Below are 14,491 nucleotides of genomic sequence, written 5' to 3'. Positions count from 1 at the left end.
CATGAAAAATCTACTTTTTGCAATTGCTTTTTTACTAACCCTAAGCTTAAACGCTCAAGATTGGGTTACAGTTAAAGATATAGATTTGGGTTATCGTTTAGATTTTCCGACAACTGCAACAAAAGACAATAAAGATGTACCTACAGCAAAAGGCAATGTTGTAATGCATACGTATACAGCTTATCCTGCGGCAGGTGACGACAATATACTTTATATGAGCTCGTTTTCTGAGTATCCTGAAAGCTTCTTCCCTGAAGGTCTAAAAACACAAGAGCAAATCGATACTGTTTTAGAAGGTGCTGTAAATGGTGCAGTAACTAATGTAAATGGTACATTATTAAGCAAAAAAGATATCGTATTTAATGGTTATCCTGGGCGTCATTTTAAAATCGAAGTAGATCAAGCAGGTAGTACTTATATTTTGACCATGTGGAACATCCTAGTAGATTATAGGATGTATATTGTACAGACCATTGCACTAAAAGGTTCTGAAGAAAATGACAATTTTAAAAAATTTCTCGACTCTTTTGAGTTGATTAAAGTGAAAAACTAATTGCAAACAGACACATTAGTATATATTATATTAATTGGAATAATAGCGCTTTCATTAGCGCTTTTTCAGTATTTAAAAAATACTAATAAAAAACTTAGGGTAGTCTTGTCAATCCTAAGGTTTGTGAGTGTTTTTGGGGTATTACTACTATTACTTAACCCCAAATTTGAAGCGGTTAGTTTTTACGAAGAAAAACCGAATCTTGTAATAGCAGTTGATAACTCTGAATCTATCAATCATCTCAAACAAGTTGAAAATGCAACGAATGCTTATCAACAATTAATTACAGATGAGCGTTTATCTCAAAAGTTTAATATTGAATCTTACAAGTTTGGCAAAGAGACTAATATTTTAGATTCTATCGATTTTTCGGATAACCAATCGCATTTCTCCAATTTTTTTAAGAGCTATAACGAACTGCATAAGGGAAATACAGCACCAGTAGTTTTAATTTCTGATGGAAATCAAACTATAGGTAGTGATTATACATATGTCGCAAAGCAAAATAATCAGCCTATATATCCAGTTATCTTAGGTGATACCTTAAGTTTTTCAGATTTACGATTACAACAAGTAAATGTTAACCGCTATGCGTATTTCAAAAATAGATTCCCAATTGAAGTCATAATAAACTACTCTGGAGATGCGCCAATTAAAAGTCAATTAAAAATTAGCTCTGGCAATAATGTATTATTTTCAAAGATAATTGAGTTAAACGATACAAAATCATCCGAAATAGTAAATACTACACTTAATGCAAACCGTGTCGGAATTAAAACATATCGTGTAGAAATTTTACCTCTTGAAAATGAAAAAAATAAAGTAAATAACTATAAAAACTTTGGTGTCGAAATTATTGATCAAAAGACAAATATTGCTTTAATTAGTGATGGATTACATCCAGATTTAGGAGCAATAAAACGCTCAATAGAAAGCAATGAACAACGTAGTGTTTCGATTTTAAAACCCAATGATTTTATTTCAAAATCTAATGATTTTCAATTAGTTATATTGTATCAACCAACTAATAACTTCAACTCCGTATTTTCAAGAATTCAAGATCTAGGAATTAATACATTTATCATCACAGGAAATTCTACTGATTTTGATTTTTTAAATAATATTCAATCTTTATTTTATCAAGAAATTACTGATCAATATGAAGACTATCAACCAGAGTTGAACATTAATTATGGGACTTTTTTAGTTAACAGCATTTCTTTTGACAATTATCCACCATTACAATCAGAATTTGGAACACTATCCTTTGCTGTTCCCGAAGAAACAATTCTATATAAAACAGTAAATGGAATTAATACGGGAACACCATTGCTCAGTACATACGAGTCAGGCAATAATAAGTACGCTTTACTTAATGGTGAAGGTATATGGAAATGGCGAGCTCAAAATTATTTGGAGCAAGAACGCTTTTTAGATTTTGATAATTTTATGAGCAAATTGGTTCAGTACCTAAGGTCAAATAAAAAACGCAATAGACTAAATATAGACTACAGGTCATTTTATAATCAAAATGAGCCAATTATTGTAAATGCTCAATTCTTCAATAAAAATTATGAGTTCGATGCCAATGCTAGCTTAGAATTAACCTATAAAAATAAAGAGACGGATGTAACCAAAACCTTACCGTTACTACTCAAAAACTCTTCTTATCTCATAGATTTAAGTGGTGTAGAACCCGGAGAGTATAACTTTACAATTAGAAATACTGACGAGCCGATTTCGTCCTCAGGTACATTTAGTGTTCTAGAATATAATATTGAACAACAATTTTTGAATGCAGATGTAACAAAGCTTACTAGTTTATCGACTATTACAAGTGGTAAATCGTATTTTCCAAATCAAGTAAGTGACCTAATAGATAATCTAATTAATGATTCTCGTTATGCTATAATTCAAAAGAGTAAACGAAATGTGATTCCTTTAATTGATTGGCAGTATTTATTAGGATTAATTGTATTAAGCTTATCTTTGGAGTGGTTTATTAGAAAATATAACGGATTAATATAAAAATAAAAACATGGATAAATTACCTAAAATTGGATTACCAATATTAATTACAGCAATTATCTTAATAGTATTGATAGCTAAATCTGCTGTAACCATTGGTCCTGGTGAAGGCGGCGTTATTTTTGAGCGCTTTGGAGATGGTATAAATACCGAAAAAACCTATGGCGAAGGTTTTCATATCGTAGCACCTTGGAACGAAATGCTAGTATTTAAAGTTAGACAACAATCAATATCTGATAATATGAATGTACTATCTGTAGATGGTCTTCAGGTATCTGTAAATGGGACTATATGGTTTGAGCCTGAGTATAGTAACCTTGGTAATTTGATTAAAACCAAAGGGAAAGACTTTATTTCAGAGCTTCTAGATCCAGCAATTAATTCAGCTGCACGTAGTGTAGTAGGACGTTACACACCTGAGCAGTTGTATTCTAGTAAGCGTGATGTTATTGAACAAGAAATCTTAGAAGAAGTAAGAAAAGAGCTTGAAGGTCAATATATCAATGTAAAACGAGTACTTGTAGAGGATGTAACATTACCGTCTACTATTAAAGATGCGATTGAAAGAAAACTAAAGCAAGAGCAAGAATCTTTGGAGTATGAGTTTAGATTAGTAACTGCAGAAAAAGAGGCAGAACGTCAACGAATCGAAGCTCAAGGTAAAGCAGATGCAAACAAGATTTTAAGTGCGTCTCTAACAGATAAGATTCTACAAGACAAAGGCATTGAGGCTACAAATAAGTTGGCAGAATCACCAAACAGCAAAGTAATTGTTATAGGTTCTGGTGAAAGCGGAATGCCTATAATTTTAGGTAATCAATAAAATTTGCTAAAACACTTGGAATTGTAAATATTTTTTCTGAAAATTTGTTTCAATAAAAAATTAAATGAAAAACAATCAATTACATCATCATTTTCAGGTAATCGCTCAAGCGAGGTGAAGATGTATTGATTAAAGTCAACATATAAGTTAAACCCGTTTGAGAATATCAAATGGGTTTTTTTATTGACTTAAATGATATTCTCATACAAGACTAAAGTTAAAATGAGTAAATTAAAAATTGCTGTTCAGAAGTCAGGACGACTCAACCAAGATTCACTAAGAATCTTAAAAGAAATAGGGATTTCTATTGATAATGGTAAAGACCAATTAAAAGCGTCAGCTCGAAATTTTCCATTGGAAGTATTTTATTTACGCAATGGAGATATTCCGCAATACTTACGAGATGGCGTAGTAGATGCTGCTATTATTGGCGAAAATGTATTGATAGAAAAAGGTAGCGACCTGACAATTGTAGAGCGTTTGGGCTTTTCAAAATGTCGTGTATCAATTGCTGTTCCTAAGTCTTCGGATGCTAAAAGCTTAAAAGATTTAGAAGGAAAACGAATAGCGACTTCATATCCAAATACCGTAAATCAATTTCTAGAAAAGAATAATGTCAATGCTAACCTCCATATCATTAATGGTTCTGTAGAGATTGCACCAAATATTGGTCTTGCGGACGGAATTTGTGACATCGTATCAAGTGGTAGTACCTTGTTTAAAAATGGCTTAAAAGAAATAGAAGTGCTTCTGAAATCTGAAGCTGTATTGGCAACATCGCCTGAAATTTCTGAAGAAAATCAAGCCATAATCAATAAGATACAATTCAGGTTAAAATCTGTTTTGAGAGGACGAGAGAACAAATATGTACTACTCAATGCTCCAAATGAGAAGCTAGATAAGATTGTTGAAATTCTACCAGGAATGAACAGTCCAACTATTTTGCCTTTAGCAAAAACAGGATGGAGTTCTTTGCACTCAGTTATTAATAAAAATGATTTCTGGAATATTATAGATGAACTTAAAGCAAATGGCGCGGAAGGCATATTAGTATGTCCAATCGAAAACATGGTCTTGTAAGATGAAACTAATAGAAAATCCAAATAGAACTAATTGGTCGTCAATTTTAAAAAGACCGACCAAAACGGTTGATGATATCGAAGACATCGTTAAGACTATTTTTAATGAAGTCAAAACTCGTGGAGATGAAGCTGTAAACGAATACACCTCAAAATTTGACAACGCTGAATTAGAATCAATATTAGTTTCAGATCAAGAAATTAAAGGTGCTATTGCAAATGTCTCAGACGAGTTAAAGCAAGCTATTCAATTAGCAAAGTCAAATATTGAACGATTTCATGCAGCTCAGAAAACTGAAAAAGTAAAGCTCAATACCATGGATGGCGTTGAATGCTGGCAAGAAAAACGACCAATCCAGAAAGTAGGCTTATACATACCTGGCGGTACGGCGCCCTTATTTTCTACGGTTTTAATGCTTGCAGTGCCTGCTAAGATCGCTAAATGCAAAGACATTGTATTGTGCACGCCACCAAATAGTGAAGGTGAAATTTCAAGTGAAATATTATATACTGCTTCATTATGTGGTGTTACTAAAATTGTAAAAGCTGGCGGTATACAAGCTATCGCAGGATTGACTTTTGGTACAAAAAGTATTCCGCAGGTATATAAAATATTTGGACCTGGTAATCAATATGTTACAGTCGCAAAACAAATTGCTACAAAGTATGGTGTAGCTATCGATATGCCTGCAGGACCAAGTGAATTATTAGTAATGGCTGATGAAACGGCTAACCCAAAATATGTAGCCTCTGATTTATTAAGCCAAGCAGAACATGGCTCTGATAGTCAAGTGATATTAGTAACAACATCTACTGAGTTTGCAAAAGACGTTGAAATTGAAGTTGGAACTCAGATAGAAAAACTTGAGCGAAAGGAAATAGCTAAAGATGCAATTAACAACTCCAAATCAATAGTAGTAAAAGATTTTGAAACAGCACTTGAGTTAATTGATCAATATGGCCCAGAACACTTTATAGTATGCACAAAAAATGACGATTTTTTTGTGGAGCAAATTGGGAATGCAGGTTCAGTATTTATAGGAAACTATACGCCTGAAAGTGCAGGTGATTATGCTTCAGGTACAAACCACACATTGCCAACAAATGGCTATTCAAAAGCATATTCGGGCGTTAACTTAGATAGTTTTCAGAAGAGTATGACCTTTCAAAAAATATCTAAAAAAGGTATAGCTACTATTGGACCAGCTATTGAATTAATGGCTGAAGCTGAAGGCCTTCAGGCACATAAAAACGCTGTTACATTACGATTAAATGATGTCATTCCTTCAAAGGCAGGAATCTCTAATTCAAAACTTAAAGCTAACAATGAATAAGAGAGAGTTAAACATATTTAATTTACTTAGAGAAAACATAAAAACGATAAAAGCATATTCATCGGCTAGAGATGAATATAAAGATGCTTCTGCTGATATGGTATTTATTGATGCAAATGAAAGTCCATTTCAAACCAATGTTAATCGCTATCCAGATCCGCAACAGTCAAGCGTAAAGCAACAGCTTTCTGAGCTTAAAAACATTCCACCTTCACAGATTTTATTAGGAAATGGTAGTGATGAAGTATTGGATCTAATCTTCAGAGCTTTTTGTGAACCTAATGTAGATAATATTGTCACATTGCCACCAACATATGGTATGTACAAGGTATTGGCAGATTTAAATGCTATTAATATTATTTCAGTAGAATTAGATAGTGATTTTGAGCCTAAAGTATCAGAAATTCTTACTACACAAAATGACAATTCAAAGCTTTTGTTTTTATGCTCTCCTAATAATCCAACGGCGAATAGTTTTAATTCTGATAAAATAGAAGACTTGATTAGTGGTTTTGAAGGAATTGTAGTAATTGACGAAGCTTATATAGATTTTTCAAATCAAGAAAGTTGGGTAAGTCGACTAAATAAATTTCCTAATCTAATTGTAACTCAAACCTTATCCAAGGCTTATGGTTTAGCAGGAATACGATTAGGAATTTGTTATGCTTCAGAATTTATTATTTCTGTTCTAAACAAAATAAAACCGCCATATAATGTTAATCAGCTTACACAGCAAAAAGCATTAGAGCGATTGCTGAAAATAGATGAAGTCAATGCTGAAGTTTCGAACATATTAGAACAACGAAAATGGTTACAACAAGCATTAGAAACGGTTCCATTTATTAAGACTATTTATCCTTCGGACGCCAATTTTATTTTAGTAAAAGTAGATGCTGCTAATAAACGCTATTCAGAATTAATTGAAAAAGGAATAGTAGTGAGAAACCGAACAACCCAGCCGCTTTGCGAAAACTGTTTGAGATTTACAGTTGGTACAGAAAAAGAAAACAAGACATTAATTGAAGCATTAAATCAATTATCATGAAACCAGTATTATTTATAGATAGAGACGGTACACTAATACGAGAGCCGGCGGATGAACAAATAGATTCGTTTGAGAAGCTAGAGTTCTATCCAAAAGTATTTCAATATTTAAGTAAGATAGCCAAAGAGTTAAATTTTGAGGTTGTTATGATTACAAATCAAGATGGTCTTGGTACTGATGTCTATCCTGAAGATACATTTTGGCCAGTACACAACTTTGTCATAAAATCTTTTGAACAAGAAGGTGTTGTTTTTAAAGAACAATTTATTGATAGAACCTTTGCAAAAGACAATGCACCAACTCGCAAACCAAATACAGGACTTTTAACAAAATATTTCTCTGGTGATTATGATTTATCCAACTCTTATGTCATAGGAGATCGATTAACCGATATAGAATTAGCTAAGAATCTAGGTGCAAAAGGTATTTTCATCAATGATGAAACACATTTGGGTGTTGATGAAGTTACTGTAGCTGAAAATGAATTGCAGTCATTTATAGCATTAGAAACTAACGATTGGGAAGAGATTTATCGTTTCTTAAAAACTACTGAACGTATTGGTTCAATTGAGCGTAATACAAATGAGACCAAAATTAAAATCAACCTTAATCTAGATGGCACAGGACAAAGTAGTATTGATACTGGTATTGCCTTTTTTGACCATATGCTAGATCAAATAGCACGTCATGGTCAAATGGATTTAGACATAAAGGTTAATGGCGATTTAGAAGTTGATGAGCACCATACTATAGAAGATACTGCTATTGCATTAGGAGAAGTATTTGCTAAAACCTTAGGGAATAAATTAGGTATAGAACGCTATGGTTTCTCTTTACCAATGGACGATTGCCTTGCTCAAGTCGCAATTGACTTTGGGGGTAGAAACTGGCTCGTTTGGGATGCTGATTTTAAACGTGAAATGATTGGCAAAATGCCGACAGAAATGTTTTATCACTTTTTCAAATCTTTTACAGATGGTGCAAAGTGTAACTTAAATATAAAAGTTGAAGGTACAAATGAACACCACAAGATTGAAGCTATATTCAAAGCTTTTGCAAAAGCAATTAAAATGGCAGTAAAACAAGATGTTGAAAAGATGATATTACCGTCAACAAAAGGAATGCTATAATGAACTTAAAAATAGTCAATTACGGCGCAGGAAACATTAAAAGCATTCAATTTGCTTTTCAGCGATTAGGCTATGAAGCGGTCTTAACAAATAATCCTGAACAATTACTAAAAGCTGATAAAGTAATTTTTCCTGGTGTTGGTGAGGCTAGTTCTGCGATGAAAAAATTAAAGGAATCAAAGCTTGATAAAGTCATCCCTGAACTTAAACAACCAGTTTTAGGTATCTGTTTGGGTATGCAGTTGATGTGCAATTATACTGAAGAAGGAGAAACAAAAGGATTGGGAATTTTTGATGTTGATGTGAAACGTTTTTCAAATACGGTCAAGGTACCACAAATGGGTTGGAATACAGTAAAGAATCTAAAGTCAGATTTATTTAAAGGAATTGATAATGATTCGTACATGTATTTGGTTCATAGTTTTTATGCTGAAAACTGCTGCCAAGCTATTGCTACAACAGATTATGAATTAGAATATGCCTCTGCTTTGGAGAATGATAATTTTTTTGGTGTACAGTTTCACCCAGAGAAATCTGGAAAAACGGGAGAGGTTTTATTGAAAAATTTTCTACAACTCTAAATTATACTTAATGTCACCTTGAGCGCAGTCGAAAGGTCTGAATGAAAACAAATATGAGAATTATACCAGCAATAGATATTATTAACGGACAATGTGTGCGTCTTACTAAGGGTGATTATAACACAAAAAAAGTCTATAACGAAAACCCTGTTGAAGTTGCTAAAGCTTTTGAAGATTCGGGAATTCAGCATCTACATGTTGTTGATTTAGATGGTGCAAAAGCTAACCATATCGTTAATTATAAAGTGTTAGAAGCTATTGCTTCTAAGACCAATCTTAAAATTGATTTTGGTGGTGGACTCAAATCTGATGATGATTTAAGAATAGCTTTTGAGTCTGGTGCATATCAAATAACAGGAGGAAGTATTGCTGTAAAGCAACCAAATGTGTTCCAAAGTTGGCTAGAAACCTATGGTTCAGATAAAATTATTTTAGGCGCAGATTGCATTAACGAAAAAATTGCAATTTCTGGTTGGCAAGAAGAAAGTGATTTAGATGTTATACCTTTTATAAAAGATTATCAGAGCAAAGGTGTTGATTATGTTATATGTACAGACATCTCAAAAGATGGCATGCTACAAGGACCTTCTTTTAGTTTGTATGAACGTATTCTATCAGAATCGCCAAACTTAAAATTGATAGCTTCTGGAGGAATTTCTAAATATGATGAATTACCACAGCTAAGAGCAATAGGTTGCGAAGGTGTTATCATTGGGAAAGCGATTTATGAACATCATATATCATTAAAAGAATTAGAACAATTTATTCTAACAAACTAATTATGCTTACAAAACGAATTGTTCCTTGTTTAGATATTAAAGATGGCCGTACTGTAAAAGGTGTCAACTTTGTAGATTTGCGTGATGCCGGTGATCCAGTGGTATTAGCCAAGCAATATGCCGAAGTTGGTGCTGATGAATTGGTGTTTTTAGATATTGCGGCTACTTTGGAGAATAGAAGTACAACTTTAGATATGGTGTTGAGAGTTGCAGAACAAGTAAATATTCCATTTACAGTTGGTGGTGGAATATCTTCAATAGAACATGTGGATGCATTGCTTAAAAATGGTGCTGATAAGGTATCTATTAATTCTTCTGCTGTTAAGCGACCTGAATTAATTAATGAATTATCAAATAAATTTGGAAGTCAATGTATTGTGGTAGCCATTGACGCTATGCTAATTCATGGTGAATGGATTGTGCATTTGGCTGGTGGCACAATTCCAACAGAAATAAAATTATTTGATTGGGCCATTGAAGTAGAACAACGTGGAGCTGGTGAAATACTTTTCACATCCATGAACCATGATGGCACTAAATCCGGATTTGCAAATGAAGCCTTATCAAAACTATCCAATTTGATAAATATCCCGATAATTGCTTCTGGTGGAGCTGGAACAGTGAAGCATTTTGTAGATGCATTTAAAAAAGGAAAAGCAGACGCTGCATTAGCTGCTAGTGTATTTCATTTTGGAGAAATACCAATAGTAGAATTGAAAGAAGAATTAAAACAACAGGGAATTCCTGTTAGAATATAACTGTCATACTGAACTCGTTTCTGTATCTCATAATAAATTTAAATAAGATTCCGCTTTTGATCGCGGAATAACAAACACGTTTGAAATGAAAATAGATTTCAATAAAAATAAAGACGGTCTAGTACCTGCAATCATTCAAGATGTAAACACAAAGAATGTTTTAATGCTAGGCTACATGAATGAAGAGGCTTTTTTAAAGACCAAAGACACTAGACTAGTAACATTCTTCAGTCGTACCAAAAATAGATTATGGACTAAAGGTGAAGAAAGCGGTAATGTGTTGAATCTAATTGACATAAAGTTAGATTGTGATAACGACACATTACTGGTAAAAGTAAATCCACAAGGACCAACATGCCATACTGGTACCGACACCTGCTGGCACGAAGAGAACAACCAATCATTTGGATTTTTATCAGAACTAGAACAAATTATTACCGATAGGAAAGACAATCCAGAAAACGAATCGTCTTATGTAGCATCCTTATTCCGAAAAGGGATTAATAAAATTGCCCAAAAAGTAGGAGAGGAAGCTGTAGAAACAGTTATTGAAGCTAAGGACCAGAATGATGATTTGTTTCTAAACGAAAGTGCTGATTTATTGTTTCATTATTTAATTCTTCTACAAGCAAAAGGCTATCAGCTTAATGATATAATTTCTGTCCTTAAACAGCGACATAATTAATCAAAAGCATCGTTTAAAAGTAATTTTTTACGATAAAATGCGTTTTTTCATAAAATAAAGTTATATTGCGCATTGCTATAAGCAACTATAACCCAAATCGTATGAAAAAAACTACCCTTTCATTAGCACTTGTGCTAATGTTATTAACTATCACATTTTATGTCAATGCGCAACAATGTGCATTTGATAATCAAAGAGAAATTTTAAGGCAAAATCCTAATTATGTTGATCTAGAGCGTATTTCAGAAGAAAATCTTCAAAATGCAATTTTAGATGGCACTGTACAACGTAGCAGTGGAACAGTATTAACTATACCCGTTGTTGTTCATGTATTGCATCTAGCTGGAGAAGCAATTGGTACTGGATCTAATATTTCTGATGCACAAATATTTAGTAGTATTAACAACTTAAATGATTTTTACCGAGGATTAACTGCAGATAGTCCTGTAGATTTTGAAATAGAATTTGCTTTGGCTCAAAGAGATCCAGATTGTAATGCAACTACTGGTATTAATAGAATAGATGCTTCAGGATTATCTGGCTATTCAAACTTTGGAGTTAATGTTCTAAATTCTAACGGTGCAAGTTATAATGATATAAAAACATTAATAAGTTGGCCCCAGACAGATTATTTCAATATATGGATCGTAACTGAATTAGATGGTAATAATGGAGGCTTTGGTTTTCAAGGTTACGCATACTTCTATAACGAATCATCAAGTAACCATGGCTCTGTAATGATGTCTTCTGTTTTTGGATATGACCCTGGAAATACAAATGGTTGGGGACTTAATTCAAACGGCGATAATAGTACTGTTGTGCATGAGTTAGGGCATTATTTCCATTTATACCATACTTTTCAAGGGGATGATACCAACGGAGACGGTGCATCAGACACATGTCCTGCAAATACTTTAGTAGGTAACAATAGCGATGGATGCGCCGATACTGTACCTCACCAAAGAGAAACAAGTACATGTCCATCTAATAATTCTTGCACAGGTAGTGCATGGGTAGATAGTAATACAATTAATAACGTAATGAGTTATTACAATTGTACTGATAGACTCACAAATGATCAGAAAACTAGAGCTAGAGCTGCTATGGTAGGTACAGCTATAGCAAACTCAAATGGTGATGAAGCTCCTGATTTAACGTATTCAGCTCCAACAACCGTATGTAACACAAACACTACAAGTACAAATAATTCTGGTATTACAAGTGTAGAATTAAACGGTGTAACATACAGTTCTTTTTCATCTGCAAGTGATGGAGGAAATATTGACAATTCTGATAGTTGTTCTAATTATTTTGAAATTGATGCTGATCAATCCAATACAATAAATGTAGGTATGTTTAGTGTAAATTGGCAACAGCTAGGTGTATGGATTGATTGGAATGATGATGGAGATTTTGATGATGACGCTGAACAACAATATTTAGATAATGACATAGCTGCGGGTTCTACAGTACCAATTACAATTAGTTATCCGAGTAGTATTCCATATGAAGATTATGTAAGAGTTAGACTTGTTACTGAAGTAGATAATAGATATTCTGGCGTAAGTTTAATTGACTCTGCTTGTTACACTGGTTTAGTAACTGGGCAATCTGAGGATTATACAATATATGTACAAGCATCGTCTGTTTTATCTGTTGAATCGAATGTGTTGAAAAGCTTGAAAATTTATACTTCAGCGGATACAGATGAATTGTATATAGCTGGTCAATTAACTCCAAAGCCTATAGCTGATTTATACGATATCAATGGGCGATTACTTATAAGTAAAAAGTTAGAGTCGTCAAATTCTGTAAACTCAATGGACGTATCTAGTATTTCATCGGGGATATATATAATAAAAATACATGATGACAGCCAAGTAAAGACTCAAAAAATCATTATAAAATAAATAAAAAAGGCTGATATTTAATATCAGCCTTTCTTATATGTTTACCTATTTAGTATGGTGAATCAGTTATTCTAAAGTTTAGCTAAGCCATCCTTTGGAAGCCGAATGTTTTGCAAACCAAACTAAGAAAAGGCAAAATACGATTATCATTATTGGCATTACCATGCTTGGTATTTCTACATTCATAAATAGATATATATGCTGTATAATAGCACAAACAGCAGATATAACGAGTAAAAATAGTGCCCATTTTTTTCGTAATAATAGTGCTAAACAGCCGAGAGCACCACAAAAAACAGCTAAGGCAAATGCGGCAGTATACCAAGCAGGATATTCAATTAAAAATTCAGCCTGTTGTTCTTCAGGAAGTGCGGCAATCATTTCGTCGGTTATAAATGCACGACCTAAGTAAGCCATAATACCTAGTCCATTCCAGATAAGTGCCAAAACACTAATAATCCAGAACCAAATTGGTGGTTTAGTTGTAGTCATAATTAAATTGATTTAGTTAGAATATGTCTTCAAGTTAAAAAAAATTTTGACAGCAGTGCAGAGTTCTGTTATTTTGAAACCTTAATTATGGCATTCGAAAAGCAAAAATATTACTACGTTTTCACTATTCAGTATCTAGGATATCGTTTTCATGGTTGGCAAAAACAGCCAAACCTAAAGACTTTACATCTTATGATTGATAGGACTTTCAACTATATTTTAGAAGGTAAGCCTTTTAAGACATTAGTTTCTGGAAGAACAGATGCAATGGTATCTGCAAATAAAACCGCTTTCGAGCTGTTTTTAGAAAACCCTATAGAAGATAAGGATGTGTTTTTAAAATGGTTTAATTATAATCTCCCACAAGATATTAGAGCATTAAAAATTGAAGACGTTGATAAAAACTTTAATATCATACAACACCCTAAACTAAAAGAGTACATATATCTATTTGCATTTGGAGGAAAGTTTCACCCGTTTTGTGCACCACTGTTAACTACAATTCAGGATGATTTAGATATAGAAATGATGATGCAAGGTGCAAGACTATTTGAAGGCACTCACAATTTTAAGAACTATTGCTACAAAGCCACTGATAATGGTGTGTATAACAGAACTATTGAAAAATGTGAGTTGGTCGTCAATGAGGTCTATTCGGCAAACTTTTTCCCAGAAACCTCTTATTTGTTGCGAGTTGTAGGAAAAGGGTTTGGGCGAAATCAAATCCGTTTAATGATGGGTACATTACTAAAATTAGGCAAAGGTGAGGTGACTTTAGACTTTATTGAAGAAAGTCTAAAACCTAATATCGATTCTCATCAAGATTACATAGCACCAGCTTCGGGATTGATACTCCAATCTGTAGAATTTGAATAAAAAAAAGAGCCAGCAATTTGCTAGCTCTTTAGTTGATTTATTTCGTAAGAAAAAACGCTACTTTACAACGTGTAAAGTTGGTTCCTTTTCAACAAATTTTCCATTTATAGATTCTCCCAGGATTAAAACTTCCTTAGATCTTTCGTACATTTTAATTGCACGATGCATCTGAAGCTTTGTAGCATTGTATAGCTTTACACCTGATTTTGAACCTTTATTTCTAATCTCGATATAAAAACCATCTTTTAGTTTTGTTGGTCGTGTTGCTGGTCTACCCATAAAATTACTATAATTTTTAATTTTTTGCATTATAGTGAAATTTCTCCCATTCTACAAGTTTATTTTGAAATATTCTAAACAAAGCTTAAGTATTGTTAACAAAAACTTAAAAATCTTATCGAGATTATTTTCTGAATGA

At 33.1% G+C, this 14,491-nt stretch carries 15 protein-coding genes; 13 read left to right on the top strand and 2 right to left on the bottom strand.

Features of this window, described 5'->3' with window-relative positions; genetic code table 11:
• The first annotated feature begins 1 nt into the window (after position 1).
• From ED556_RS08355 to ED556_RS08300, 12 genes are all read left to right on the top strand, one after another.
• On the top strand, positions 2-553 hold the full coding sequence (locus ED556_RS08355) for a hypothetical protein (protein WP_296322077.1): 552 nt from the start codon (positions 2-4) through the stop codon (positions 551-553).
• The gene (locus ED556_RS08350; protein WP_296322074.1) at positions 554-2,581 is read left to right on the top strand and encodes a VWA domain-containing protein; all 2,028 of its coding nucleotides are present in this window, start codon (positions 554-556) and stop codon (positions 2,579-2,581) included.
• Positions 2,582-2,591: 10 nt separating this feature from the next.
• On the top strand, positions 2,592-3,404 hold the full coding sequence (locus ED556_RS08345) for a prohibitin family protein (RefSeq protein WP_296322072.1): 813 nt from the start codon (positions 2,592-2,594) through the stop codon (positions 3,402-3,404).
• Positions 3,405-3,626: 222 nt separating this feature from the next.
• The gene (gene hisG, locus ED556_RS08340) at positions 3,627-4,484 is read left to right on the top strand and encodes an ATP phosphoribosyltransferase (RefSeq protein ID WP_296322069.1); all 858 of its coding nucleotides are present in this window, start codon (positions 3,627-3,629) and stop codon (positions 4,482-4,484) included.
• A 1-nt stretch (position 4,485) separates the two neighbouring features.
• The gene (hisD, locus tag ED556_RS08335) at positions 4,486-5,817 is read left to right on the top strand and encodes a histidinol dehydrogenase (protein WP_296322066.1); all 1,332 of its coding nucleotides are present in this window, start codon (positions 4,486-4,488) and stop codon (positions 5,815-5,817) included.
• On the top strand, positions 5,810-6,862 hold the full coding sequence (gene hisC, locus ED556_RS08330) for a histidinol-phosphate transaminase (RefSeq protein WP_296322063.1): 1,053 nt from the start codon (positions 5,810-5,812) through the stop codon (positions 6,860-6,862). The genes hisD and hisC overlap by 8 nt, the downstream gene beginning before the upstream one ends.
• Entirely contained in the window at positions 6,859-7,992 is a 1,134-nt protein-coding gene (gene hisB / locus ED556_RS08325; protein ID WP_296322060.1) for a bifunctional histidinol-phosphatase/imidazoleglycerol-phosphate dehydratase HisB, read from the top strand. Before hisC ends, hisB begins: the two co-directional genes overlap by 4 nt.
• Positions 7,992-8,573: an imidazole glycerol phosphate synthase subunit HisH gene (hisH, locus tag ED556_RS08320; protein ID WP_296322058.1), complete on the top strand. Its 582-nt coding sequence runs from the start codon at positions 7,992-7,994 to the stop codon at positions 8,571-8,573. Before hisB ends, hisH begins: the two co-directional genes overlap by 1 nt.
• A 53-nt stretch (positions 8,574-8,626) precedes the next feature.
• Positions 8,627-9,352, top strand: coding sequence for a 1-(5-phosphoribosyl)-5-[(5-phosphoribosylamino)methylideneamino]imidazole-4-carboxamide isomerase (gene hisA / locus ED556_RS08315; protein WP_296322056.1), 726 nt, complete (start codon positions 8,627-8,629; stop codon positions 9,350-9,352).
• 2 nt (positions 9,353-9,354) lie between these two features.
• Positions 9,355-10,110, top strand: a complete 756-nt coding sequence (gene hisF / locus ED556_RS08310) for an imidazole glycerol phosphate synthase subunit HisF (RefSeq protein WP_296322053.1) — start codon at positions 9,355-9,357, stop codon at positions 10,108-10,110.
• Between the two features lie 85 nt (positions 10,111-10,195).
• Positions 10,196-10,795 (top strand): bifunctional phosphoribosyl-AMP cyclohydrolase/phosphoribosyl-ATP diphosphatase HisIE, encoded by a 600-nt coding sequence (gene hisIE, locus ED556_RS08305; protein WP_296322050.1) that lies wholly within the window; start codon positions 10,196-10,198, stop codon positions 10,793-10,795.
• A 101-nt stretch (positions 10,796-10,896) separates the two neighbouring features.
• Positions 10,897-12,705: a GEVED domain-containing protein gene (locus ED556_RS08300; protein ID WP_296322047.1), complete on the top strand. Its 1,809-nt coding sequence runs from the start codon at positions 10,897-10,899 to the stop codon at positions 12,703-12,705.
• 78 nt (positions 12,706-12,783) lie between these two features.
• Here the strand turns inward: ED556_RS08300 and ED556_RS08295 are convergent, their stop codons facing one another.
• Positions 12,784-13,197 (bottom strand): hypothetical protein, encoded by a 414-nt coding sequence (locus ED556_RS08295; protein ID WP_296322044.1) that lies wholly within the window; start codon positions 13,195-13,197, stop codon positions 12,784-12,786.
• An 87-nt stretch (positions 13,198-13,284) separates the two neighbouring features.
• Between ED556_RS08295 and ED556_RS08290 the strand changes: the two genes are divergently transcribed.
• A complete protein-coding gene (locus ED556_RS08290) occupies positions 13,285-14,073 on the top strand; it encodes a tRNA pseudouridine(38-40) synthase TruA (RefSeq protein ID WP_296322041.1) in 789 nt (262 codons plus the stop codon).
• Between the two features lie 57 nt (positions 14,074-14,130).
• On the opposite strand, the gene ED556_RS08285 is transcribed toward ED556_RS08290, so the two are convergent.
• Positions 14,131-14,382, bottom strand: coding sequence for a hypothetical protein (locus ED556_RS08285; protein ID WP_366663747.1), 252 nt, complete (start codon positions 14,380-14,382; stop codon positions 14,131-14,133).
• Between the last annotated feature and the right edge of the window lie 109 nt (positions 14,383-14,491).

It is taken from the genome of Winogradskyella sp. (assembly GCF_003712105.1).
Classification (GTDB): Bacteria; Bacteroidota; Bacteroidia; order Flavobacteriales; family Flavobacteriaceae; genus Winogradskyella.
This window is presented reverse-complemented; position numbering and strand designations above follow the sequence as displayed.